This window comes from Actinoplanes palleronii, assembly GCF_016862315.1.
Taxonomy (GTDB): domain Bacteria; phylum Actinomycetota; class Actinomycetes; order Mycobacteriales; family Micromonosporaceae; genus Actinoplanes; species Actinoplanes palleronii.
Genome location: NZ_BOMS01000088.1, coordinates 54,557 through 78,557, shown reverse-complemented (window position 1 = coordinate 78,557; position 24,001 = coordinate 54,557). Strand labels below are relative to the sequence as shown.

The 24,001-nt window shown below is 70.6% G+C and carries 27 protein-coding genes; 12 read left to right on the top strand and 15 right to left on the bottom strand.

From position 1 onward, the window contains the following. Positions 1–11: 11 nt before the first annotated feature. Genes Apa02nite_RS27940 through Apa02nite_RS27910 form a run of 7 tightly spaced genes read right to left on the bottom strand, consistent with a single transcriptional unit; the run spans position 12 to position 7,084 of the window. Positions 12–683, bottom strand: a complete 672-nt coding sequence (locus tag Apa02nite_RS27940; protein ID WP_203827636.1) for an RraA family protein — start codon at positions 681–683, stop codon at positions 12–14. Next, a complete protein-coding gene (locus Apa02nite_RS27935; RefSeq protein WP_203827635.1) occupies positions 680–1,471 on the bottom strand; it encodes an HpcH/HpaI aldolase family protein in 792 nt (263 codons plus the stop codon). Before Apa02nite_RS27935 ends, Apa02nite_RS27940 begins: the two co-directional genes overlap by 4 nt. Beyond that, on the bottom strand, positions 1,456–2,241 hold the full coding sequence (locus Apa02nite_RS27930) for a fumarylacetoacetate hydrolase family protein (RefSeq protein WP_203827634.1): 786 nt from the start codon (positions 2,239–2,241) through the stop codon (positions 1,456–1,458). The genes Apa02nite_RS27935 and Apa02nite_RS27930 overlap by 16 nt, the downstream gene beginning before the upstream one ends. A 12-nt stretch (positions 2,242–2,253) precedes the next feature. After that, positions 2,254–3,309 carry an amidohydrolase family protein gene (locus tag Apa02nite_RS27925; protein WP_203827633.1) on the bottom strand — a complete coding sequence of 352 codons (1,056 nt, stop codon included), beginning with the start codon at positions 3,307–3,309 and terminating at the stop codon, positions 2,254–2,256. Further along, positions 3,306–4,859, bottom strand: coding sequence for an ATP-binding cassette domain-containing protein (locus tag Apa02nite_RS27920; RefSeq protein ID WP_203827632.1), 1,554 nt, complete (start codon positions 4,857–4,859; stop codon positions 3,306–3,308). The genes Apa02nite_RS27925 and Apa02nite_RS27920 overlap by 4 nt, the downstream gene beginning before the upstream one ends. Next, complete coding sequence (locus Apa02nite_RS27915; protein ID WP_203827631.1) at positions 4,856–6,007, bottom strand: sugar ABC transporter substrate-binding protein; 1,152 nt, start codon at positions 6,005–6,007, stop codon at positions 4,856–4,858. Before Apa02nite_RS27915 ends, Apa02nite_RS27920 begins: the two co-directional genes overlap by 4 nt. Positions 6,008–6,058: 51 nt before the next feature. Further along, positions 6,059–7,084 carry an ABC transporter permease gene (locus Apa02nite_RS27910; RefSeq protein ID WP_203827630.1) on the bottom strand — a complete coding sequence of 342 codons (1,026 nt, stop codon included), beginning with the start codon at positions 7,082–7,084 and terminating at the stop codon, positions 6,059–6,061. A gap of 269 nt (positions 7,085–7,353) precedes the next feature. Here Apa02nite_RS27910 and Apa02nite_RS27905 point away from each other — a divergent pair, with 269 nt between their 5' ends. The 6 genes from Apa02nite_RS27905 to Apa02nite_RS27880 all read left to right on the top strand — a co-directional run bounded on the left by Apa02nite_RS27905 (position 7,354) and on the right by Apa02nite_RS27880 (position 12,693). Beyond that, positions 7,354–8,610: an FAD-dependent monooxygenase gene (locus Apa02nite_RS27905; protein WP_203827629.1), complete on the top strand. Its 1,257-nt coding sequence runs from the start codon at positions 7,354–7,356 to the stop codon at positions 8,608–8,610. Further along, positions 8,607–9,854 (top strand): DUF3500 domain-containing protein, encoded by a 1,248-nt coding sequence (locus tag Apa02nite_RS27900; RefSeq protein ID WP_203827628.1) that lies wholly within the window; start codon positions 8,607–8,609, stop codon positions 9,852–9,854. Before Apa02nite_RS27905 ends, Apa02nite_RS27900 begins: the two co-directional genes overlap by 4 nt. Further along, a complete protein-coding gene (locus tag Apa02nite_RS27895; protein WP_203827627.1) occupies positions 9,847–10,263 on the top strand; it encodes a nuclear transport factor 2 family protein in 417 nt (138 codons plus the stop codon). Before Apa02nite_RS27900 ends, Apa02nite_RS27895 begins: the two co-directional genes overlap by 8 nt. Beyond that, positions 10,260–11,111: a fumarylacetoacetate hydrolase family protein gene (locus tag Apa02nite_RS27890; RefSeq protein ID WP_203827626.1), complete on the top strand. Its 852-nt coding sequence runs from the start codon at positions 10,260–10,262 to the stop codon at positions 11,109–11,111. The genes Apa02nite_RS27895 and Apa02nite_RS27890 overlap by 4 nt, the downstream gene beginning before the upstream one ends. Further along, positions 11,108–11,512, top strand: a complete 405-nt coding sequence (locus Apa02nite_RS27885) for a RidA family protein (protein ID WP_203827625.1) — start codon at positions 11,108–11,110, stop codon at positions 11,510–11,512. Before Apa02nite_RS27890 ends, Apa02nite_RS27885 begins: the two co-directional genes overlap by 4 nt. Before the next feature lie 167 nt (positions 11,513–11,679). Beyond that, on the top strand, positions 11,680–12,693 hold the full coding sequence (locus tag Apa02nite_RS27880; protein ID WP_203827624.1) for a LacI family DNA-binding transcriptional regulator: 1,014 nt from the start codon (positions 11,680–11,682) through the stop codon (positions 12,691–12,693). A gap of 15 nt (positions 12,694–12,708) precedes the next feature. On the opposite strand, the gene Apa02nite_RS27875 is transcribed toward Apa02nite_RS27880, so the two are convergent. Continuing rightward, a complete protein-coding gene (locus Apa02nite_RS27875) occupies positions 12,709–13,764 on the bottom strand; it encodes a glycoside hydrolase family 26 protein (RefSeq protein ID WP_203827623.1) in 1,056 nt (351 codons plus the stop codon). A gap of 242 nt (positions 13,765–14,006) precedes the next feature. Here Apa02nite_RS27875 and bglS point away from each other — a divergent pair, with 242 nt between their 5' ends. Both bglS and Apa02nite_RS27865 read left to right on the top strand, forming a co-directional pair. Further along, entirely contained in the window at positions 14,007–14,771 is a 765-nt protein-coding gene (gene bglS / locus Apa02nite_RS27870) for a beta-glucanase (protein ID WP_203827622.1), read from the top strand. A gap of 117 nt (positions 14,772–14,888) precedes the next feature. Continuing rightward, positions 14,889–16,484 (top strand): pectate lyase family protein, encoded by a 1,596-nt coding sequence (locus Apa02nite_RS27865; protein WP_203827621.1) that lies wholly within the window; start codon positions 14,889–14,891, stop codon positions 16,482–16,484. 36 nt (positions 16,485–16,520) lie between these two features. On the opposite strand, the gene Apa02nite_RS27860 is transcribed toward Apa02nite_RS27865, so the two are convergent. Further along, complete coding sequence (locus Apa02nite_RS27860) at positions 16,521–17,411, bottom strand: NmrA/HSCARG family protein (RefSeq protein ID WP_239164620.1); 891 nt, start codon at positions 17,409–17,411, stop codon at positions 16,521–16,523. An 83-nt stretch (positions 17,412–17,494) separates the two neighbouring features. Beyond that, positions 17,495–17,935 (bottom strand): MarR family winged helix-turn-helix transcriptional regulator, encoded by a 441-nt coding sequence (locus Apa02nite_RS27855; RefSeq protein ID WP_203827620.1) that lies wholly within the window; start codon positions 17,933–17,935, stop codon positions 17,495–17,497. Positions 17,936–18,122: 187 nt separating this feature from the next. Here Apa02nite_RS27855 and Apa02nite_RS27850 point away from each other — a divergent pair, with 187 nt between their 5' ends. After that, positions 18,123–18,584, top strand: coding sequence for a hypothetical protein (locus Apa02nite_RS27850; protein WP_203827619.1), 462 nt, complete (start codon positions 18,123–18,125; stop codon positions 18,582–18,584). 150 nt (positions 18,585–18,734) lie between these two features. Next, a complete protein-coding gene (locus Apa02nite_RS27845) occupies positions 18,735–19,013 on the top strand; it encodes a transcriptional regulator (protein ID WP_239164619.1) in 279 nt (92 codons plus the stop codon). Between the two features lie 193 nt (positions 19,014–19,206). On the opposite strand, the gene Apa02nite_RS27840 is transcribed toward Apa02nite_RS27845, so the two are convergent. Beyond that, a complete protein-coding gene (locus tag Apa02nite_RS27840) occupies positions 19,207–19,728 on the bottom strand; it encodes a carbonic anhydrase (protein ID WP_203827617.1) in 522 nt (173 codons plus the stop codon). Beyond that, a complete protein-coding gene (locus Apa02nite_RS27835; protein WP_203827616.1) occupies positions 19,728–20,753 on the bottom strand; it encodes a hypothetical protein in 1,026 nt (341 codons plus the stop codon). Before Apa02nite_RS27835 ends, Apa02nite_RS27840 begins: the two co-directional genes overlap by 1 nt. Before the next feature lie 28 nt (positions 20,754–20,781). Between Apa02nite_RS27835 and Apa02nite_RS27830 the strand changes: the two genes are divergently transcribed. Continuing rightward, the gene (locus Apa02nite_RS27830; RefSeq protein ID WP_203827615.1) at positions 20,782–21,258 is read left to right on the top strand and encodes a winged helix-turn-helix transcriptional regulator; all 477 of its coding nucleotides are present in this window, start codon (positions 20,782–20,784) and stop codon (positions 21,256–21,258) included. Positions 21,259–21,266: 8 nt separating this feature from the next. Here Apa02nite_RS27830 and Apa02nite_RS27825 read toward each other — a convergent pair whose 3' ends face one another. Genes Apa02nite_RS27825 through Apa02nite_RS27815 form a run of 3 tightly spaced genes read right to left on the bottom strand, consistent with a single transcriptional unit; the run spans position 21,267 to position 23,286 of the window. Further along, positions 21,267–21,644, bottom strand: a complete 378-nt coding sequence (locus Apa02nite_RS27825) for a VOC family protein (RefSeq protein ID WP_203827614.1) — start codon at positions 21,642–21,644, stop codon at positions 21,267–21,269. Then, the gene (locus tag Apa02nite_RS27820) at positions 21,641–22,483 is read right to left on the bottom strand and encodes an alpha/beta fold hydrolase (RefSeq protein WP_203827613.1); all 843 of its coding nucleotides are present in this window, start codon (positions 22,481–22,483) and stop codon (positions 21,641–21,643) included. The genes Apa02nite_RS27825 and Apa02nite_RS27820 overlap by 4 nt, the downstream gene beginning before the upstream one ends. Further along, positions 22,480–23,286, bottom strand: coding sequence for an alpha/beta hydrolase (locus Apa02nite_RS27815; protein WP_203827612.1), 807 nt, complete (start codon positions 23,284–23,286; stop codon positions 22,480–22,482). Before Apa02nite_RS27815 ends, Apa02nite_RS27820 begins: the two co-directional genes overlap by 4 nt. 130 nt (positions 23,287–23,416) lie before the next feature. Here Apa02nite_RS27815 and Apa02nite_RS27810 point away from each other — a divergent pair, with 130 nt between their 5' ends. Continuing rightward, positions 23,417–23,977, top strand: coding sequence for a TetR/AcrR family transcriptional regulator (locus Apa02nite_RS27810; protein WP_203827611.1), 561 nt, complete (start codon positions 23,417–23,419; stop codon positions 23,975–23,977). Positions 23,978–24,001 lie beyond the last annotated feature (24 nt).

The window sequence follows — 24,001 nt, the reverse complement described above, 5'->3', positions numbered from 1 at the left end:
CGTGCCTGACCTCACCGCGAGGCCTGGTAGCGCGCCAGCCAGGCCTCGTTCATCGGGAACAGCCCGTCGATCGATTCCCCCTCGGCGACCCGGGCCGCAATCCAGGCGTCCCGGGCCTCGTCGCCCTCCGCGTCGGCGAGCACCTGGCCGGCGAGCGCGGCGGGCACCACGAGCACCCCGTCGGCGTCACCGACCACGATGTCGCCCGGCACCACCGCGGCCCCGCCGCACGTGATCACCACGTCGGTCTCCCAGGGCACGTGCCGCCGGCCGAGCACCGACGGGTGCGACCCGCTCGCGAACACCGGCAGACCGGTGGCCACGACCGCTGCGGTGTCCCGGACCCCGCCGTCGCTGACCACGCCGGCCGCTCCGGCGTACCGGGCACGCAGGGCGAGGATGTCGCCGAGCGTGCCGGCGTCGGCCCGCCCGCGGGCCTCGATCACCAGGACCTCACCGGCGCCGACGGTGTCGAAGGCCCGCTTCTGCGGGTTCAGACCGCCGCCACGCTCGGCGAACAGGTCCGGGCGGAAAGGAACAAATCTGAGGGTACGGGCGGGGCCGGCGAGCCGCATGCCCGGCGCGAGCGGGCGCACGCCGTCGAGGAACACGTCGTGGTAGCCACGCCGGCGCAGTGCGGTGGACAGCCCGGCGGTGCCGACCGCGCGCAGCCGTTCGATCATGGTCGTCCCCTGTCGTCGATGAAGTGGTCCGCGAAGGCCTCGGAACCGCGGGCGAGCAGCGTGACGTCCGCCCCGACCAGGATGAACGAGGCCCCGGCGGCCAGGTACCGCTGCGCGGTCACCGGGTCGAACGCGTTCACCCCGACCGGTACGCCGGCCCGGCGCCCGACCGCGATGCAGTACTCGACCGCGGCGACCACGTCGGGATGCGTCTGCTGCCCGATCAGGTCCATGGACGCGGCGAGGTCGCTCGGGCCGACCAGGATGCCGTGCACGCCGCTGGCCACGACGGCGTCGGCCTGCTCGACCGCGCCGGCCGTCTCGATCTGCACGATCACCGAGACCGTCGCGGCGGCGCCGGTGAGGTAGCCGTCCACCCGGTTCCAGCGCGCCGCACGCCCCAGCGCGCTGCCGACGCCGCGCACCCCGTGCGGCGGATAGGTCACCGCGCGGACGGCGGCCAGCGCCTCGGCCGCCGACGAGACCATCGGCACCAGCAGGTTCTGCGCGCCCAGGTCGAGCACCTGTTTGATCACCACCGGGTCGTTCACCGGCACCCGGACCAGCGGGGTGACCGGGTACGCGGCGACCGCCTGCAGTTGCGCGAGGACCGACTCGAGGCCGTTCGGGGCGTGTTCCATGTCGATGAGCAGCCAGTCGAGGCCGCTGCCGGCACAGATCTCGGCGACCAGGGCGCTGCCCGAGCAGACCCACATCCCGACGGCGGCCCGATCCGTGCCGGCCAGGACCGCGGCGAACGACGGCGGCAGGTTCAGACGAACCGGCATGACACCGTCCCGAGGTCGCGGTAGTCGCCGAGCACGATGTCGCCGCGGCCCACCCCGATCGGCCGAGTGAAGCTGCCGGCGAGCACGATCTCGCCGCGCTCGAGACTGTCGCCGTGCTGGGCGAGTTTGTTCGCGAGCCAGGCGACACCCAGCGCGGGGTGGCCGAGGACCGCGGCGGCGACCCCCGACTCCTCGATGGTCTCGTTGCGGAAGAGCACGGCGCTCACCCACCGCAGGTCCACCGCCGAGGGTGCGACGGGTGAACCGCCGAGCACCACCCCGCCGAGCGCCGCGTTGTCGCTGATGGTGTCGACGATGGTCCGGCCGGCCAGCTCGATGCGCGACGACAGGATCTCCAGCGCCGGTACGACGTACTTCGTCGCGTCCAGCACGTCGAACACCGTGACACCCGGGCCGCTCAACTTCTCGCCGAGGACGAACGCGAGTTCGACTTCCACCCGTACGCTGGAGAATTTGTCGAAGTCGATGGTCGCGCCGGACTCGTAGATCTGGTCGGCGAACACCACGCCGTAGTCGGGCTCGGTGATCCCGGTGGCGGCCTGCATCACCTTCGACGTGAGGCCGATCTTGCGGCCGGCGTGCCGGCGCCCGGCGGCCAGGCCGCTCTCGTGCCAGATCCGCTGCACCGCGTAGGAGTCGTCGACCGTCATGTCCGCGTAGCGGGCGGTCAGCAGCGGCAGCACGCCGCGCTCGTGCTCGGCACGGGCGAGGTCGTCCGCGATCTGTCGGTGTACGGCCGGGTCGAGCACGTCGTCTCCTTCTCAGGCCGGGATCGGCAGGTTGAACAGCCGGATCGCGTTGCCGGCCAGCACCAGCTCACGGTCGGCGTCGCTGATCTCGATGGTGTCGCGGACGAACTCGACGCCCTGGCTCATCCAGCCGTAGAAGACCGGGAACGACGAGCCGAACAGGTAGTGGTCCGCCCCGTTGACCTTGAGCGCGCACTCGATCTGGTCCTTGCCCCACGAGTGCGGGTGGGTGAGGTCGAAGAAGATGTTGTTCTCCAGGTAGCCCTTGATCTTGTCGCCGCCGCTCTGGTCGAGCCGGGCCATCGCCTCGGACTTGTTCGACTTGTGCGGGGTCAGCAGGGCGGTGTTGGCGAAGAAGTTGCCACCGAGCATGGTATGGACGAAGCGCAGGTTCGGGAACTTCTCGAACATGCCGCTGAACAGCTCCCGGCCCACCGCGATGCCCTGATCCATGATCCGGCCGTACTCGCGCCGGAAGTTGGTGTAGTCGATGATCGACTTCCACTCGACCGGCAGCGGCGTGTGGTGCACGATCACCGGCACGTTCAGCTCGTTGAGCACCTTCAGGTACGGCTCGAACACCTCGTCGTCGAGGTAGAGCTGGCCGTAGTGGCAGGCGAGTTGCACGCCGACGGCGCCGTACTCCTTCACACACCGCTCGACCTCGTAGATGTTCTCCTTGCCGCCCCACGGCGGGACGCAGGCGGTCGCGAACAGCCGCCCGTCGGAGCGCTTGGCGATGTCGAAGGCGTTGTCGTTGACCGCCTTGCAGGTCTCCAGGTCCAGCCACTCCTGCCAGACCGGCACCCGCATGATGCCGTAGTCGACACCCGCGTCGTCCATCGCGGCGAGCTTGGACTCGGCGGAGTAGTCGCCCTCGACGTAGTTGAGGTTCGGGTAGCCCTGGGGCTTCTCCAGGATGAGCTGCTTCTTGCCGTTGTCCATGGTGGCGACGCGGGCGATCTCGCCGAAGCCGCGCGGCGCCGAGTCGAGGAACCCGTTGAGGATCTTCGGGTTGGTGAACAGGTCCTCGGGCAGGTGGTGGATGTTGATGTCGACGACGGTCATGCGCGTGCTCCTTCTCTACGGCCGCCCCGGAGTGGGCGGCGGTCGGTCGCGGCGAAGATCGCGGCGACGATGTCGTCGGGCCGGCACGGCCCGGGGAGTTCCTGCTCGACCCGGCCGTCTCGGAAGACGAGGATCCGGTCGCAGAGCATGGACAGCTCGTTCTCGTCGCCGCTGGCCACCAGGACCCCGCAGCCGGTGGCGGCGGCGTCCTTGACCGCGGCGACGATGATCTCTCGCGCGCCGACGTCGACGGCCTGCGTCGGCTCGTGCAGCGCCAGCAGCTTCGGGTCGCGCGAGAGCCACTTGGCCAGCACCACCTTCTGCTGGTTGCCACCGGACAAGGTGCCCACCACCGCGTGCGGATCGCGGGGGCGAAGATCCAGCCGGTCGAGCCACGGCACCAGCCCGGCGAGTTCGGACCGGCGCCGGATCGGCATCAGCCCCGCGCCGCGGCCACCGGTGCGGGGCAGGGCGGCGTTCTCCCCGACGGTCTGGTCCATGGCCAGCCCGGCCCGCTCCCGGTCGCCGGGCACCAGCGCGATGCCCGCGCCGATCGCCGCCGCCGGGGTGAGCCGGTCCAGGTCGACCCGGTCCCCGGCCACCGACAACCGGCCGGCGGTGACGGGTGCGACGCCGGCGAGCAGGTAGGGCACCCGGTCGTAGCCGGAGTCCGCCAGACCGGTCAGGCCGACGATCTCGCCGGGCGAGACCCGGACGGCGAGACCGTCGAGTCCGGCGCCGACCACATCGGTGAGCTCCACCGCCGGTTCACCGTCCGGGCGGGTGTGCCCGCCGCCGGAGCTGATCTCGTCGAGCACCCGGCCGAGCATCACCTTCGCCAAGCCGGCAGCACCGGCGGGGCGGCCGGACGAGACGAGCGCGCCGTCGCGCAGCACCGAGACCCGGTCGGCGACGTCGGCGACCTCCTCCAGGCTGTGCGAGATCAACAGGACCGAGGTGCCCGCGCCGACCACGCCGTCCAGCACGTCGTAGAAGTGCTCGAGCGACCGGCGGCTCAGGGCCCGGGTGGACTCGTCGAAGATGATCAGCCCGCCGCCGTCCGGGGTGTCCTGCAGCGCCCGGGCGATGGCGACGGTGGCTCGATCCTCCTCACCGAGCCGGTGCACCGGCGCGTCGAGCGGCACGCGCCGGCCGAGCCGGTCGAACATCCGCGCGGCGGCCGCGGCCTCGTCGTCCCACCGGATCCGCCGGGTGAACCGCCGTGCCGTGAGCCGGCCGACCCGCATGTTCTCCAGCACGCTCATCTCGGGCACCAGGCCCAGGGACTGGTGCACGACCGCCACACCGTGCCGGCGGGCGTCGAGCGGCCGGACCGGCAGCCGCAGGCCGGCCCCGTCGACCTCGATCCGCGCACCCGGCTCCGCGGTGTAGAGGCCGGTCAGCACCTTGACGAGTGTCGACTTGCCGGAGCCGTTCTGCCCGATCAACGCGTGGATCTCCCCCGCGCCCACCTCGAACCCGACGTCGCGCAGGATCCGGTGACGCCCGAACGTGACCGACACCCCGGCGATGCGCAGCCGGGAACTCACCGCAGACCCCAGAGTGCGAGGAACGTGCCGGTGTAGTCGCTCGGGCCGAACCACTCGCCCGAGGCCTCCGCCTCCGCGGTCAGCGCCACGCTGCCGATGTTGTCGCGGGTGAACAGCCGGATCGGGACGGTGTACTCGGGCAGCTTGTCACCGGCGGTACCGGTCATCATCCGCAGCACCGCGTCGGCGTCGGCCCAGCCCTGGTACGCCGAGGCCTGCCCCACCGAGGCGTACAGGAAATTCTTCGACGCCATCATCTTGAGCCCGGACAGTTGGGCGGCGCCGGAGAGGCCCTTGACCGAGGCGATCTTGCCGGCCTGCTGCACCCCGCCCAGGGTGGGTTGCAGGTACTGATCGAACTCGGACACGACGTACGTGGCGTTCGGGTTCTTCAGCAGCGCCGAGCTGGTCGACGACGGGATCAGCGCGAAGTTCGCCGAGGAGATCTCGTTGATCGCGACCGTGCAGCCGGGGCACTGCGCGGCGAACTCGGCCTTGGCCGCGGCGACGAACGCGACGGGTGAGGGCCCGTCGGTGCTCTGGTTGATGACGACGTTCGCCGTGCCGCCGGAGTCGTTGATGATCCAGTCCGCGACCGCGACCATCTGGGCCGATCCCGCGGCGTGGATGTAGCCGAGCTTCGCCGCCGCCGGATGGGTGCTGTCGGCGATCTGGTTGGTGTTGAGCACCGGGATGCCGGCCTGGATCGCGGCGTCGAACGCGTTGGCGGCCAGCACGTACGGGATCGCGTCGGTGATGATCGCGCCGGCGCCGGCCGTGGTCGCCTGGCTCAGGCAGGCCGCGATGGCGGTCGGCTTGGCGTCGCCGTTGCAGACCTGCAGGTGCACGCCGGCCTTGCCGAACGCGGCGGTCAGCGCCGCCTGGGTCACCGCGAACTGCGGGGCCTGCTGGGTGATCGGTATGTAGTAGACCGTCGTGCCCTTGACGGCGTCGACGCCGGAGATCGATCCAGTCGGTACGGGGTAGGTGGTGCCGGCCTGCTCCAGTTCGGCGACCTTGGCGGCCAGTGGCGACGATCCGGCGGACGAGCCGGTGCCGGCGGAGTCGCCGCCGGAACCGCTGGAACAGGCGGCGAGCAGCAGAGCGGTGGCACCGGCGAGGGCGAGGCGGGGGCGGAGGATGGACATGGGAACCCTTCCTGGCGTCGGGAGACAACGGGAGGACGGAGCGGGACGGCGTCAGCGGACCTTGCGGTGCAGCAACGTCGAGATCGTCACGGCGATCACCAGCACGCCGCCGTAGAACACGGAGGAGACCCAGCCGGACGCGCCGAGCAGTTGCAGCCCGAGGATGCCGGTGGCCAGGAAGTAGACCGCGATCAGCGTGCCGAGCGGGTTGAACCGGCCCGGCTCGAGGATCGCCGTGCCCAGGAACGTGGCCGCGAAGATCGGCAGCAGGTACGACTGGGAGACGGTCGCGTCGAACCCGCCGGTCGCCGCGGCCGAGATCACGCCGCCGGTCCCGGCGATCAGCCCGGCGACGGTGAAGGCGCCGAGCCGCAGCCGGTTGACCCGCACCCCGGCGAGCCGGCTCACTTCCCGGTTGGCCCCGACGAAGCGCATGTTGCGCCCGAGCGGGGTGAACGTCATGACGTAGGCGAACGCGAGCATCAGGACCAGGCCCTCGTAGAACCCGATCGGCAGCCCGCCGACGGTGAACAGGGCGATCTGCGCGAAGCCGGCCGGCAGCCCGGAGACCGGGGTCAGGTCGGTGATCCACAGGCCCAGGCCGAGCAGGAACGTGCCCATGCCCAGGGTGACCACGATGGTGTTGACGCCGAGGCGCACCGTGAGCCAGCCGTTGACCAGGCCCACCAGTGTGGACACGGCGATCGCCGCCGCGGTGGCGAGCCCGACGTTCCAGTGGTGGTTGACGTTGAGGACGGCGACCAGCACCGCGGCGAAGCCGAAGTTGGACGCCACCGACATGTCGACGAACTCGCCGACGATGATCGTGCACAGCAGAGCGGCGGTGAGGAAGACCAGCGCCTGCTGCGAGCCGAAGATGGTCTGGAAGGTGCCCGCGGTCAGGAAGGTGTCCGGCGTCAGGACGGCGTAGAGCACCGTCAGGGCCAGCCAGAAACCGATCGCGGCGAAGCGGGAACCGAGGTGGCCGTAAGACCGGCGGACGGTCTCCGGTGGTGCGGTACGGGGTTCGGCGACACGAGCGCCGGGATGAAGTGTGGGATTGCTGCGGCTGTTCATTGCGCCCCCTGAAGGGTCGTCAGCGGCCGTGAGGTGGTCCGATCCGCAGCTCAACCAGCGGATGAGGCGGAAGCGTATACGATGTCGTCTGCGACACACAACGAAATCCTGCAACGTCTTCGTATACGAAATTTGACATGGCCGACATCTGATCGTTGATGCCGTGCACGATTTCACATACGATCCCGGACACAGTCGCTGCCGGCGCCCCCGTTGCGGAGCAGTCGCCGGCGGTACCGGAGCACCACCCGGAGCACCAAGGAGCATCGATGCTCGACATCGCCATCATCGGAGCCGGCCCCGGCGGTCTCATGACCGCGTTACGGCTGCACCAGCAGGGCCTGCGCCCGCGCGTCTACGAGTCGGTCGCCGAGCTGAAGCCACTCGGCGTCGGCATCGACGTCAAGGTCTACGCCACCAAGGAACTCGACGAGCTCGGCCTGCTCGAGGAGTTCCGCGAGATCTCCGTCGACGCGCAGGAGTCGCTGTTCTTCAACCGCTACGGCCAGGAGATCTACGCCGAGCTGTGCGGCGTGCACATGGGTTACCGGTACGAACAGCGCTTCGTGCACCGCGGCCACTTCCAGATGTTCCTGTACGCCAAGGTCCTCGAACGCCTGGGCCCCGACGCGGTGGTGCTGGGCACCCGGCTCGTCGACTACCGCCAGGACCCGGCCGGTGTCACGCTCACCCTGCAGCGGGACGGCGGTACGAGGACCGAGGCACGCGCCGACGTCCTGATCGCCGCCGACGGGATCAAGTCGGTCGTCCGCCGCGCGATGCACCCGGCCAGCGCCGAGCCGACCTACTCCGGCATCACGATGTGGCGCGGCACCACGCTGATGAAACCGTTCAAGACCGGCGGCACGATCCTGCACATCGGCGATCCCCGGCTGTCCAGCATGATCGTGTACCCGCTGCGCGACGATGTCGACGGCACCGGACTGACCCTGGTCAACTGGGTGGTCGAGGCGACCCGGGAGGAGTCCGTCGAGGACTGGAACCAGCGCGGCTCGGTCGAGGAGATCCTGCCGTACTACGACGACTGCGAGATCCCGTTCCTGGACGTGCAGGAGATGCTGCGCACCGCCCGCGAGGTCTACCTGTTCCCGCTGATCCGGCACGAACCGCTCGACTCGTGGTGCGACGGGCGGGTCACTCTGCTCGGCGACGCGGCACACGCGATGTACCCGCGCGGCGGCAACGGCGCCTGCCAGGCCCTGGTCGACGCCCGGGTGGTCGCGGAGAAACTCGCCACGATCGAGGACCCGGCCGCCGCGCTGCAGGCGTACGAAAATGATCGTCGCGAAGCCGTCAACCGGATCGTGATGGCCCACCGCGGTGAGGGCTACGAGGTGATCCGCCGGATGGTCGCCGAACGCACCGGCGGGCAACGCTTCGACGACATCGAGACGGTGCTCCCGCTCGCCGAGGCCGACGAGATCTTCAGCAAGTACCACAAGCTCGTCGGCCAGGAACGCCCCGGCTGGGCGGCCGGGCAGGCCACCGGATTCCGATCCGCATGAACTACCAGGACTTCCTCATCCCGCCCGACTCGCCGCGGCTGGCCGAGGGCCGCGGGCTGGACCCGTGGACCTACGCGCAGCCGATCCGGGACTCCGAGCGCGCTCAAGGCCTGATCGCCCGGTGGCAGGACCTCTACCGGCAGCCGTTCCGCGGTGTGACCACCGACGGCACCCTGCTCGAGGGCCGGTTCGCGCTCGCCGACGAGGGTTTCGACGTGCGCGCCGCCGTCGCCGCCGCGACCGCGGTGCTCGGCACGCTGACCGAGGGCGAACGCGCGAGCACCCGCTACCCGATCGACGCACCCGAGTGGCGCGACTGGTACAACCCGGAATGGCCGATGAACGCGCACGGCATCCGGCTCGACGAGACCGACGACCGGGTCCGCGACGCGGTGACCGCGCTGATGCGCGCCTGTTTCAGCGACGACGGCTACGTCAAGACCGCGCAGGTCCGCTCGGCGAACCTGTTCCTCGGCGAACTGTACGACCTGCGCCGGATCATGAACGAGTGGAGCTACCACTTCCTGCTCTTCGGCGAGCCCAGCGAGACCGAGCCGTGGGGCTGGAACCTCTACGGCCACCACCTGGCCCTCAACTGCCTGGTCGTCGGCGGCCAGATCGTCGTCTCGCCCACGTTCCTGGGCGCCGAACCGACCGTCATCGACCGCGGCGACGGCGAGCAGTTCGAGTTGTTCCGCCGCGAAGCCCTCACCGGCATCGAGCTCATGCGCTCGCTGCCCGCCTCGCTGCAGGACCAGGCCCGGACCTACCGCGAGATGCGTGACCCGGCGATGCCGGACGGGCGGTGGCACTTCGCCGACGAACGCCAGCTCGGCGGCGCCTATCAGGACAACCGCATCATTCCGTACGAGGGGATCAGCGCCCGATCGCTGACCGGCGCCCAGCAAGGGTTGCTGCGCGACGTGGTGGCGAGCTTCCTCGACCTGCTGCCACCGCGGCCGTTCGAGGCCCGCATGCGTCAGGTCGACGCCGCGCTCGACGAGACCTGGTTCAGCTGGATCGGCCCCGCCGACGGCGTCTCACCGTTCTACTACCGCGTGCAGAGCCCGGTCGTGCTCGTCGAGTTCGACAACCACACCGGGGTCTGGCTCACCAACACCGCACCGGCCCGCTTCCACGTGCACACCCTGGTGCGCACCCCGAACGGCAACGACTACGGCAAGGACCTGATCCGGCAGCACTACGCGTCGGCTGGCCACCACGCCGGGACCGCCCGTGGATGACACGACCGTCGCCGCGCTGCACGCCGTCGAACGACGCCGCCAGCAGGCCCTCATCGACGGCGACCTCGCCACCCTCGACACCCTGTTCGACGAGTCGCTGGTGCACATCCACGCCCCCGGCGTCGTCCACGACAAGGCGCAGCTGCTGGAACACACCGGCACCCGCCGCGCCTACCTCGCGATCACCCGCGGCGAGCTGACCGTCCGGCTGTTCGGCGACGTCGCGGTGATCACCGGCCCGATCACCAACCGCTTGCGTACGGCCGGCGGCGGCGAACGGACCCTGGCCGGTGTCGCCACCCAGGTGCTGCACCGCCACGAGCACGGCTGGCGGTTCGTCAGCTTCCAGATGACGCCCTACGGCGAGCAGGCCTGGCCCGCGCTGGCCTCGGAGGAGAAGACCTCATGAAGATCGCCCGTTTTCGTACGCCGGGCACACCGGCCCGCCTCGGCAAGGTCGTCGGGGACCGCGTGGTGGAGTTGCCCGCCGCCGGCGACTCCCTGCGCGACCTGCTCCCCCGGCTGGCCCAGCTGCGCCCCGCCCTCGAGGCCGCCGACGGGCCGGGCCACCGGCTCGCCGACGTCGTCCTGGAAGCCCCGATCGACAACCCGCAGAAGTACCTGGCGATCGGGATGAACTACCGGGCGCACGCCGAGGAGGCCCGGGCCGCCGGCATCCCGGTCCCGGTCAACCAGCTCTGGTTCAACAAACAGGTGTCCTGCCTCGTCGGCCCGTACGACGACATCGTCAAACCGGCCGTCTCCGACCAGCTCGACTACGAGATCGAGTTGGCCGTGGTGATCGGCGCCCGCTGCCGGCACGTCACCGCGGAGAACGCCCGGAGCGTGGTCGCCGGCTACCTGGTGGCCAACGACGTGTCGGTCCGCGACTGGCTGATGGCCCGATCCCCCACCTTCACCCTCGGCAAATCCTTCGACACCCACGGCCCGATCGGTCCCTGGCTGACCACCGACGACGAGATCGACGACCCGCACGGCCTGACCATGCGGCTCACCGTCAACGGCGAGGAACGCCAGCACTGGACCACCGGCGACATGATCCACGACATCTGGTCGCAGATCGCCGAACTCACCACCGTGATGACCCTGATGCCGGGCGACATCCTGGCCACCGGCACCCCGTCCGGCATCGGCGCACCCACCCGTACCTGGCTACGCCCCGGCGACGTGGTGCGCGCCGAGATCGACGGTCTCGGCGCGATCGAGAACCGCGTCGTCGCGGCCGGCGCGTCATGACCACGCGGCGACGCAGCGTCCACGTCGGCGGGTTCGCCCACGTCAACCCGGTGCCGGCGGCCAGCCGCATCGACCGTTTCGTCTTCTCGGGCGCGATCACCGGCCGCGACCCGCGAACCCGGGCGATGCCGGCCGACCTCGCCGGCCAGTGCGCGAACATGTTCGGCCACGTCCGTGAGATCGTCGAGGCGGCCGGCGGCAGCACGGACGACATCGTGAAGATGACGGTCTGGCTGCGCGACCTCCGCGATCGCGACGCGCTCAACGAGCAGTGGACCGCGATGTTCCCGGACCCGGACAGCCGGCCAGCGCGGCACGCGCTCGCCGCCACCTTCGACGGCGACACGCTCGTGCAGTGCGACTTCATCGCCGTCCTCGAGGACTCCCCGCGGCCCCGATGACGGGTGCGGCCATCACCGCACGCTGTCAGTGACGGTCACCCGGTGACCGGTCCACCAGGACGGGCACCCCCGGGCAGCTCGTGGCGCGCGAAGCGCGGCGTCTTTACACAGCGGCGCGCGGCTCCCTAGGATCTCCCGAAGGCCAGGTCGAGCGGAGGGTGCCCCGGATGCCGTCGCCGGCTTCATCCCGACCGCCCACCCTCGACGAGGTCGCCGCCCGGGCGCAGGTGTCGCGCACCGTGGTCTCCCGCGTGGTCAACAACGGCCCGCACGTGAGCCCGGCCAAGCGCACCGCGGTGGAGAAGGCGATCCGCGAGCTCGGGTACACGCCCAACCGGGCCGCCCGGACGCTGGTCACCCGCCAGACCGGGGTGGTGATGCTGGTGGTCTCCGGCGAGGGGCCCGAGGTGTTCGCGGACCCGTTCTTCGCGCAGATCATCGTCGGGGCCTCGGCCGCCTTGGAGAAGACCGACCTGCACCTGATGCTCAGCCTGGCGACACCGGTGCGCGGCCGGGACCGGCTGCGGGCCTTCCTGCAGACCCGCAGCGCCGACGGGGTGATGCTGGTGGCGATGCGCGGTGACGACCCGCTGATCGAGATCGCCGCGCAGTCCGGGCTGCCGACGGTCTTCGTCGGGTTGCCGCTGCACGGGACGCCGCCGTTCTACGTCGACGTCGACAACGCCGGCGGCTCGCGGCTGGCGACCGAGCACCTGCTGCGCAACGGCCGCCGCCGGATCGCCATGATCACCGGACCGGACGACACGGCTGTCGGCCGGGATCGGCGGCGGGGTTACACCGAGGCGCTGCTGCTGGCCGGGCTCGGTCCGTACGCTGTCGAATCCGGTGATTTCCTGGAGAGCGGCGGCGCCGCGGCCATGCGCGCCCTGCTGAGCGTGCATCCGGACCTCGACGGCGTGGTCGCGGCCAACGACAACATGGCGGCGGGGGCGTTGCGGGTGCTGCGCGACGCCGGGCGCGCGGTGCCCGGCGACGTGGCCGTCGTGGGTTTCGACGATCTGACCGTCGCGGTGCACACCGACCCGAAGCTCACCACCGTGCATCAGCCGGTGCAGGCGCTGGGCCGCGAGGCGGCCCGGATGCTCGTCGACCTGCTGGACGGCGAGCAACCGGACCCGTTCATCCTGCCGACCCGGATGGTCATCAGGGACTCGGCCTGACCCCGCGGGCCCGGACTACCTCGCTGCGGGGTGCCGCGACCGGGCGTACCGCGCGGCGACGCGGGCCAGGTCGTGGCCGTGCCCGCTCATGTAGCGGCGGTGGACCCAGGCCGTGAACGCGGCGAGCGCGGCCGGCGACGACGTCGGCGCCCAGGGCTCCTCCTTGATCACGTCGAAGTAGGTGAGCAGCTTGAGGTCCGGGTACGCGCCCGAGCGCAGCGTCGTGTCCATCTCCCGCAGCCACCGGGCCTTGTCGCCGCCGTCCTCGGTGGACGCGAACTCGCCGAGCATCACCGGCCTGCGCGGCGCGACCGCGCGGGCGGTGGCGTAGGCGGCCGCGAACGTGGCGTCGAAGCTCGTCCAGTGGTCGGTGGCCGGATCCCACGACGGGCCGAATCCCCAGTTGTATCCGTCGATGCCCACCCAGTCGACGTACGCGTCACCGGGGTAGGCGCCGGCCGGGTCGTTGTAGGCCTCGGCCGGTGACGAGCCGTTGTTGAACGCCCACACCCACTGCACGTTGCCGGCCCCGGCCGCCTCGACCAGGTCGTGGACGTGCCGGTAGGCCCGCACGTACGCCGACGGGTCCGCGCCGTTGTTCGCGATCCCCCACGGGTACCAGTTGCCGTTGAACTCGTGACCCCAGCGGACCAGGATCGGCTGGCGCACCGCGGCGAACTCCCGGGCCCGGGCCCTGATGTAGTCGTCCCAGGCGCCGCCGATGATGTCCGCCAGGTGGATCTGCGCGGGGTCGTTCGCCCCGAGCGTGGTGTCCCAGGGTTCCCAGGTGTAGTGCGGCATGATGCCGCGCCGCCAGAGTTCCCGGGCCTGCTGCACCGGGAAGGGCCGGCCGCTCGCCCAGCTGTCGAACCACATCACGCTGGCGGGAGTGATCCCGTAGGCGGCGGTGACGTCGGCGGCGGTCGTCGTGGGATCACCCTCACGGAACACGCCGGTATACCGGGTCGTCGTCTCCCGGCCCGCCGCCACGGCGGCGTCTGCGCCGCCGGCCTCGGTCACCACCACCGCCACCGCGGCCGCCGCCGCGCCCAGCATTGCCCGTCTGCGCATGCCGCCTCCTCAAGATCGCCGAGAACGCTCTGGAAGCGCTTCCGGTGCCAAGGTACGACTGACGGTCATTGATGTAAAGACCAGGTTTCCGGACGCCACCCGATGTCAGGGCTGCAGGAGGGCAGCCAGCTACTCCTTGACAAGCGTTAACCGCGCGGTTACAAAATTTACATTGAGGTAATTAACTGGAAGCGCTTCCATTCAGGTGACTCCCCCATCCCCCGGCAGAACGGAAGACGTCGATGAGAAACGCTCGAACCACGACACTGGCCGGCCTCGTCCTCGGCCTCGTCGCCACCCTGACCGGCCCCGGCGCCACCCCCGCCCACGCCGCCATCGGCCCCAGCTTCGTCGACAACTTCGACACCTTCGACACCGGCCGCTGGTACAAGGCCGACGGCTACAGCAACGGGTCGATGTTCAACGCCGGCTGGCGCGCCGACCACGCCACCGTCGGCGGCGGCCTGCTGAACCTCAGCCTCGACACCCGCTCCTGCCCCAGCGGCTGCTCCGGCAAGCCGTACGCCGCGGGCGAGTACCGCACCACCGACCTGTACTCGTACGGTCGCTTCGAAGCCCGCCTGAAAGCGGTCAAGAACCCGGGCACCGTGACCTCGTTCTTCACCTACACCGGTCCCAGCGACGGCCAGCCCTGGGACGAGATCGACGTCGAGATCCTCGGCAAGAACACCACCCAGCTGCAGCTCAACTACTTCACCAACGGGGTCGGCGGCCACGAGACCGTCATCAATCTGGGCTTCGACGCCGCGGCCGGCTACCACGACTACGCCTTCGAGTGGTGGAACGGCGGCACCATCAACTGGTTCGTCGACGGGCGGCTCGTGCACCAGGAGAACGGCTCACGCGGGCCGCTGCCCACCCACCCGCAGCGCATCATGATGAACCTCTGGCCCGGCATCGGCGTCGACAGCTGGCTGCAGCCCTTCACCTACCCCGGCCACACCCTGACCGCCGGCTACGACTGGGCCCGCTACACCAAGTACTGATCGGGCCGGGCTGCAACATTCCTGCAAACCCAAAGCATTGACCTCCACCGATGGCTGAATTTATGGTCGGCTTGCTAAGCAGCGGGAAAGCGCTTCCTACCCGAGGGTGGATCAGCCATGACACGCATGCGAGGGATCGTCGCCGGGGTCGCGGTGGCCGCGTCCGCCGCGCTGCTCGGCTCGGTGCTCACCGCTCCGGCCCACGCCGAGACCGTCTTCGGTGACACGTTCGACGACGGCGACGCCAACGGCTGGAGCCGGTCCGGCGGCTCCTGGTCGGTGGTCACCGACGGCTCCCCCGCCCTGCGCCAGTCGAGCACCAGCGCCAACGCCAGAATCCTGGCCGGCACCGCAACCTGGACCGATTACACGCTCCAGGTCCGCGTCAAACCGATCGCTTTCACCACCGGTGATCGTACGATCGGAGTCGCGGCCCGCGTCCAGTCCTCGACCGCGTACTACGCCCTGGTCCTGACCGGCAGCGGCGCCGCCCAGCTGCAGAAGGTCTCCGGTGGCACGGCGACCGTGCTGGCGACCGCCGCGGCCGGCGCCGCCACCGGCACCTGGCACACCCTGGCCCTGAGCGTGCAGGGCACCACACTGCGCGGCACGGTCGACGGCGCGCCGCTGCTGCAGGCCACCGACAGCACGTTCGGGTCGGGGCGCATCGGGCTGGTCGCCGCATACGCGAGTGCCACCTACGACGACGTCACCGTGGACACCGGCGTACCCACGCCGAGCCCCAGCTCCTCGACGCCGCCGAAGAGCACCCCGCCCCCGACACCCGGGACGTGCGCGGTCACCGGCGCGCCGGCCGGTTTCGCCACCGTGGACGCGTGGGGCCAGAACGGCACGACCGGTGGCGCCGGCGGACCGGTCGTCGCCGTCGGTACCGCCGCCGAGTTGCTGGCCGCCCTCGCGCGGGTCGGGCCGCTCACCATCTGTGTCACCGGCACGATCACCCTGCCCGCCGGGATGTACGACGTGACCAGCAACAAGTCGATCGTCGGGGTGGGTTCGACGGCGGGCATCACCGGGGGCGGGCTGAACATCGGCCTGCCGGTCTCGGCGGTGACCACCCCGCCCGCCGACGCGGTCCGCAACGTGATCATCCAAAACCTGACGTTCCGCAACGCCAGTGACGACTCGATCAACGTACAGATGTTCTCGCATCATGTGTGGATCGATCACAACGACCTGGCGCAGGGCTACGACGGGCTGATCGACATCAAGCGCGGCTCGTCCTACGTGACCGTGTCGTGGAACCACACCCACCACCACACCAAGAACATGCTGCTGGGCCACGACGACGCCAACGGCGCGCAGGACACCGGCCGGCTCAAGGTCACCTACCACCACAACTGGTTCGACGCGACGCCGCAACGCAACCCGCGGGTCCGCTTCGGCGAGCCGGTGCACGTCTACAACAACTACTACTTCTACAACACCGACACCGGCGTGGCCTGCCAGAACACCGCGGGTTGCCTGGTCGAGGGCAACTATTTCGAAGACGTCGAGGAGCCGGTGACCAACACCTACGCCGGACCGGCCGGCCGGTGCGTGGCCCGCAACAACGTCTTCACCGGCGAGTCCGGAACCCCGGTCTGCAGCGGCACCGTGCAGGAGCCCTCGACCTACTACTCCTACACCCTGGACGCCCCGGCCACGGTGAAGGCCACCGTCACCGCGGGTGCCGGCGTGGGCAGGCCCTAGAACAGGGGCAGCGGGGCGTTCATCGCGGCCGGAGGCTCAGGAGCCAGCCACGCTCGCGGGTGCGGTCCAGCCGGTAGCTCGGATCCACCCCACCAGGTCCAGGGTGGCCGGCTCGATCGAGCGCACCACCGCGAGGTCCGAAGGGTAGTCCGTCGCCTCCGCGAACTGACGGAACATCGCCCTGTCGAGGTCGTTGGAAAGCACGCTCAACGGGAGGGCCTCGTAGCGTCCCGGGAGCCCGGCGCGCGCGCCGAACGCCGCGGCGATCCGGGGGCCGGTCAGCTCGTCGCCGACGAGCTCGACGGCTCCGCCGGGCGCCGCCGCGGTGTCGAGCAGGAGCGCGGTGGCGACCCGGCCGATGTCCCTGATCGAGATCATCTTCAGGGCGACGTCCGCCGGCAGCGGCAGCCTCAGCACGATCTCCCCATGCTCCAGGCCCGGTGCCATCACGCTCGCGAAGCCCTCCATGAACGCGGTCGGGCGAACCATCGTGACCCTCAGGCCGGACTTCCCCAGGTGCTGCTCGATCCGGCGCTTCGAGTCGTGGTGCGGCACACCCGTCTCCCGGTCCGCTCCGAAGACCGAGTTGAACACGACGTGCGGGACGCGCGCCGCGGCCGCCGCGTCGACGAGCGCGGTGCCGACGCGGATCTCCGCCTCGACCTCGTCGAGGCTGTTCGCCTCCGGGGTCATGAAGTAGAACGCCTCGACCGTCGCCAGCGCGGCGGCCAGCGACGCCGGGTCGTCGATCCGGATGGCCGCCAGCTCGATGCCGCGGGCGGCCAGCGCCTGAGCCGGGCCGGACTGCGGGTTGCGGACCAGAGCCCGCACCCGCGCCCGGTGGTCCAGCAGCGCATCGACCACCGCCCCGCCCTGTTGCCCCGTCGCTCCGAAGACGGCGATCGTGCCGATCGTCTGTGTGCTCACCGCTGCCACCCTTCACTAGTTCATGGCGTGAACGAAACTAGTTCACGGCATGAACATCGTCAAGGTGCGGGTGCAGCGGGACCTCACGGTGCGAGGGGTTGGCTCGATGTGGGCGGAGAGAGGTCCGAGGTGTCCACGATGGCGGTGGCCACGCGCTCGAAATCACGCTGATCGTCGGCGCCGAGGTTGCTCGCGATCTCGGGCAGGCGCTTGGCGACCTCGGCGTAGACGGCCTCGGCGAGCACCTTCCCCGTGGGCGTCACACTGAGCATGACGACCCGTCGGTCCTGGGCCGAGCTTGCCCGGCCGACCAACTCGCGCCGCGCGGTGCGATCGACCAGCTGGCTCAATGCGTTCTTGGTCATGCCCAACGCGGCGGCGAGGTCAGCCATCTGCCGCGGCTCGTTCCGGACGGCGCAGAGCAGCGTGGCCTGCGAGGGGGTCAGGTCGAGCTCGGCGCAGATCTGCGCGTACTTGCGTTGAATCACCACCGAGAGCCAGAAGAGCTTGTCGCCATAGTCCACGCCGGCCTCCCCCGTCCGATGACGAACGATCAGCCTACTCGCCGCGGGCCGACCGGCAGACCCGCCTCCCACGCGGTCACCCTGCCCTTCACCTGGTTCACAGCCGGGGCAGGGCAGTCCTGGGCAGGCCGAGCAGGGTGCCGGGACCACCGACCGGAAAGGGCCAGTCCCCGACCATGGAATCGCCATGGAGCCGGCCCTCGACGGCCTCGACTCGGATCTTCGGCTTGCGGTCGGCGACAGCCATTGCCGCAACATGCCGCTGTGCATACTGGTTGCACTTCTGGCGCTTACTGGTATCGACCGGGTGCGCCGCAGGTGCACGGGGGTAGGTGCGGGTCCTTTCTCGTACGGGAAAGCGGCCGTCCTTCTGGCGGCCGTCGTCCTCGCCGGAAATATCGTGTGGTTCTTCCCGTTCACGAAGTTACTGCTCTGGCCCGCGACAGTGCTGACCGTCCTGGCCGTGCGGCAGGGCAACCGGCCGCTCGCGGTCCGGTCCGGCATCATCGGCACCGTGATGATCGCCGGGTGTGCCTTCGGCGGCCCGGTGCCCGGCGGCTGGTTGCACCCCGTGGTGATGGGCGCCGGCGGGGTAGCGCTGATCGTGCTGGGTCTCGTGTGGCGCGGACGCGAGAGGACCATCGGATGACTGGGCACGCTCAGCAGCCCCCCGTCGCGGCTCGAGCCGGGGCCGCCTGCCGCTCCGATGCGACATCCCGAGTCCGGAGCGCTTCCTGTTCCTGACTTGCTTCCCGGTTCCGGGCCGGCGTCGCATCCTGCGCTTGAGCTGGATGAGCTGGTGCACCAGAAGTCCCGGCTCGCTCTTCTCACCGTGCTTGACGAGGCGGGCCGCGCCGACTTCTCCTATCTCAAGCGGTTGCTCGGCCTCACCGACGGCAACCTCGGCCGGCACCTGGAGACCCTCGCCGGGCAGTCGCTGATCGCGATCGAGAAGGGACACGAGGGGAAACGGCCGCGCACCTGGGCGGCGATCTCCCCGGCCGGGCGGGCGGCACTGACCGCCGAAATGGACGTGCTGGCCGCGATAGTCGAGCGTTTTCGCAACGCCCGCAGCTGACGGCCGGGCACCGCGCCCGGGCGCCCTGCGCCCGCACGTCCGAACCCCGGCCCAGCGGCGCCCGACAAGGCCCTACGGGCGCGAGCCGTTGGCGGAACATCCATGTTCACCGCTGGCCCTGAGCACCGTGTCAGCCATTCGGCGTCAGCCGGCCGGGGCCGGCGGTGGCACCGCCGGCCCCGGGTCGCCGGGCTCACGCATCGGCATCGGTGCGGCGGACCAAGCCGGTCTCGACGTCGTAGACCAAGCCGGTGACGTGCCAGCCGTGCGCCGGCGAGTCCGGCGACGCGAGCAGGGAGGCATCGAGGCGGGCCGAGCCGAAAGGATCGCTGACCGATTTGTCCGGCAGCCGGTCGGCGGGGATCTCGAAGTACTCGGCGAGCAGGTCCGGGAACGCCGCCAGGTCGGTCATCCCGCAGTCGGTGTGGTGCAGCACGATCAGGTTCCAGTCGCCGCCCGGCGCGCCGCCGTTGGCCTTGCCGACCTGGCCGAGCATCTTCATCGTCTTGAACAACGCCGGGGTGACCCGCCCGCCGACGTTACGGATGATCGCCGCTTCGCCGGGCTCGAGGCCGAGGACCAGCAGCGGGTCGACCCGAGGATCGACACAACCGATCACCATCGTACGGCCGGAGGGGTTGATCTTCAGTCCGGGAACGAACTGCTGAACGGCGAAGCCGGCGTTGCGCGCGATCAGGTTCTCGACGGTGCTCATCACGCCCCCTGCGCGGTCAGCTGCGGCTCGGCGATCGCCGGGGCGGCGGTGGCCGGGCGGTCGGTGCGGTACTGCTTGAGCAGGACCAGGCCGAGCCCGAGCACGAACCAGGCGGCCAGCACCACCAGCGACGATACGGCGTGCGAGCCGTCGAAGTACCCGTACTCGTTCACGGCGCGGACCGCGGCGCCCGGCGGCAGGATCGCCGAGACCGCCTGGGCCCAGCCGGGCAGCAGGTCGTACCCGATGGTGGCGCCGCTGGTGGCGTTGCCGACGGTGGTCAGCAGCAGCACGGCCAGACCGATGCCGGCCGGGCCGAGCCACGCACCCAGCGCCTTGGTGGCGAACGCGCTGGCCGCCGAGAGCAGCGTCAGCGAGAGGGCGAGCAGCGGGAACGGGGCGGCCAGCGAGCCGTAGATCGGGCCGGCCACGATCGCGGCGCCGAAGCCGATCGCGACGGCGAAGCCGCCCATGGCGTACAGCCGGTGGCGCAGCCGAACCTTGGCGGCCGCGCCGGTCAGGCCCTGAGCCAGGACGAACGAGGACAGCGTGACGCCGAAGACGACGTAGATTGCGGACAGGCCGCGGCTGTCGTAGCGGGCCAGCGGCACGATGTCGCTCTCCTGCACGGTCAGTCCGGCGTGCGCGGCCGCACCGGCGACCAGGGCTCGGGCGGCGCCGCTCTCGCTGAAGCCGGCGGCGCCGGCGTACTGGAAGCGCACGGCGGCCGGCGAGGTCGCGTCGAGCACGCCGATGGCGTCACCGGCGCGGGTGGCCTCGACGCCGGCCGACGCGTCGGCGACCTGGGTGATCTCGACGGACTCCCCCAGGCCGGTCCGCAGGGCGGTGCTCAGCTGGGCGCCGACGACCGCGATCGGCAGGTGCCGGGGCTTCGGGTCGCGTTGCAGGCCGACATACACGGCGATGAACGCAATGCCGATGATCAGACCGGTGACGACCAGGGCCAGCCAGGCCGCGTGCTCAGTGTCCCGGGACGGTATGGGACTCGTGGCAGGTGATGACATGTCGGATTCCTCGACTAGAGTGGTTTGAATGTCCAACCAGAAGAACAGTAGCGCGGATGGTTTGAAAATCAAACCGCTGCCGGATGCGCTGTCCGTCGCACTCGCCGCGATCGACGACCGGTGGTCGCTTCACATCGTGCGGGCGCTGGCCTTCGGCGCGGCACGGTTCACCGAGATCCACCGGGCCGTCGGCGCACCCAAGGACGTGCTGTCGGCGCGGCTGCGCAAGCTGACTGAGTCGGGGATCCTGCAGCCCCGGGCCGCGCAGGACGGCGCGGCCACGGGGTACGAGCTGACCCGGAAGGGCCGGGATCTCGGGCAGGTGATCCTGGTGCTCAAACGCTGGGGCGACCTGTACCGCGACGACGACGTGCCGACGGTCGACTTCATCCACGACGTCTGCGGTGAGGTGTTCGTCGCCGAGGTGCGCTGCCAGGCCTGCGGGCGGCCGATCAGGTCCGGGGAGTTCTCGGTCGCCCCGCACACCGGCGACTGCCCGGCCTGACCGCGGCGTCAGCCGGTCGCGTTGACCAGCCAGGCGACGCCGTAGCGGTCGACGCAGCGGCCGAACAGCGCGCCCCACGGCGACCGGCCGAACGGCGTGGTCACCGTGCCCCCGGCGGCCAGCCGCTCCCAGTACTCGCCGAGCTCGGTCGCGTCACCACCGAGCGCGACCTCAGCACCCGGCGCGGGCACCGCCGTGTCCGCGCCGAACAGCACCACGCCGGTCGGGCCGATCAGCGTCGCGTGGGCGACCAGGTCGTCCGGCGACGTGCCCATGTCGGCGTTGGCCACGATCCGCAGGTTGCCGCCGAAGACCGACCGGTAGAACTCCATGGCCTCGCGCGCGTTGCCGCCGAAACTCAGATAAGGGCTGGTCCGGGCGGTCATGACCGATCCTTCAGTACGGCGGCGACCGCGCCCGGCCGGTCCCACTGCGGCCAGTGCGCGGCGCCCTCGACCTTGTGCCGCCGCGCGCCGGTGAACAGCGACCACAGGTGCCCGGCGACGCCGTCGTCGAAGTACGGGTCGCCCGCCCCGAACACCACGTCGACCGGGACGTCGAGCTTGGCCGGCTCCCCCGCCGCGATCCGGATCTCCTGCGCGGCCACGTCGGTGAACAGCTCCGCGGTCCACCCGCGGATCGCCGCGATCGCCGCGCTCTGACGCCCGGCCTCGCCGTAGAACTGCGGCAGGATCGCCGTCGCCCCCACACCCGCCGGGTCGGGCGGGCCGGGGTTGAGGTGGCCGTCGGTGAAGGTGAGCATCCAGCCGAGAATCTTCGGGTCGGCCAGCACCGCGTCGGCCAGCCCGGTCAGTGCCGGGTCGGCGAGCAGCCGGATGAACTCCGGGAAGCGCAGTGTCGGCGACGCCCCGAAATACGTGTTGAGCAGCACGAGCCGGCTCACCTGACCCGGATTGTCCAGCGCGTGGTTGATCACCACGGGACCGCCGGAGTCGTGGCCGACCAGCACCGGGCGGTCCAGCCCGAGCTGTTCGATCACGGCGGCCAGGTCGTTCTCCCGCGACCCGTCCACGATCCGCGCGGACCGCCCGTACCCCTGGAAATCGAAAGTCACCAGGTGGCGTCCGGCTAGCTCGGGCCGCAGCTTGCGGTAGATCCGCGAATCGTCGGGATAACCGTGGGTCATCACGATCGCCGGTCCGTCGCCGGGATACTCCTCGGCGAACACGTGGCCCCGACCGGTAGTGATCCGGTGTTCGATCATGCGCGCAGCCCCTGCCCGGCCAGCCACTCCAGGACGACCCCGGCGACCTCGCGCCAGCCGTGGTCGACGGTCAGCGAGTGCCCGCGCCCCTCGAACGTGCGTAGCTCGGTGACCGCCGCCGAGTCCCGGTACTGACGGAAGCTGGACCGCGTGCTGGCGTCCGGGACGGTGTGGTCGTTCGTGCCCGAGATGAGAAGAAGCGGACCGCGGTCCGGATTGCCGGTGTCGACCCTGGCCTCGGAGTGCGGGGCGAAGTTGGCCGCGGACACCTGGAACAGCGGGCGAGCCGGCGCCGGGATCGCCCACGCGTCGTACAGCGCATCGGATTCTTCCGGGGTGAGCGCGTTGCCGATGCCGTAGCGGAACTCGTCGCGGGTCAGCGACACCGATCGGTGCAGGTTGGCCGGATTCTTCAGGGCCGGCAGCGCCGAGCGCAGCTGGGCCAGCGGCAGCGCCAGGACGCCCTTGATCTGGGCCGGGTCGATGGCCACCGCGGCGGCGCCGACGCCCTGACCGAGCAGCTTCTCGGCGACCATGCCGCCGAACGAATGTCCGATGATGATCGGGGCGACCGGCAGCTCGGCGATGATTTTGGCGTAGTGCCCGACGGCGTCGTCGATGCTGGTGTTCGCGACCGCGTCGGGGTTCGCCCGGGCACCCTCGACGGTGTCCGGCTCGTTCGGCCAGCCCGGCGCGATCGGGTCGTAACCGGCCTCCCGGAACATCTCGAGCCAGGGTGTCCAGCTGGCGGCGTGCAGCCAGAGGCCGTGGATGAACACGACAGGTGTGCGTTCGATCTGCATGCGTCAAGCTCACCAACGGGCCGCGGATGCCGGATCCCCTGAACACGCGAGGGCGCCCGCCGGGCTTTTGACGACCGACGCTTGCGTACGTCACGCGGACGCGTGATTCCCCGCAGGTAGCCTGGCGATCATGGCGCGGAGCAAGGCGTTCGATGACGCGGCCGTGGTGACCGCGGCCCGCGACGTCTTCTGGGCCAACGGGTATGTCGCCAGCTCCCTGGCCCAGTTGCAGAGCGCCACCGGGCTGAGCAAATCGAGCCTGTACGAGACGTACGGCAGCAAGCGAGCCCTGTTCGACCGGGCCCTGCGCGACTACATCGACACGGTGATGAGCCCGTTCCTCGCGCCGCTCGAACGCCCGGATGCCGGCCCGGACGACATCGTCGCGTTCTTCCGGGCCTTCGCCGACTACTTCCGGGCCGGCTCGACCTGGGGGTGCCTGGTCCTGAACACCTCGGCCGAGCTGCGCCATCTCGACGACGCGGCGACCGCGACCGTGCTGGAGTTCCAGGCCCGGCTGCGGGCCGCGTTCCAGCACGCGGCCCGGGCCAACGAGCAGGCCGAACGGCACGCCGACGTGCTCACCGCCTGGCACCTCGGCCTGATCGCCACGTCCCGGATGGACTCCGCGCGGGCGATCGAGCTGGCCGAGACGATCGCCGGGGAAGCCGGTCTCCGGTTAGGACGTTAGTCATTCCGGCTTGCCGGACCGATC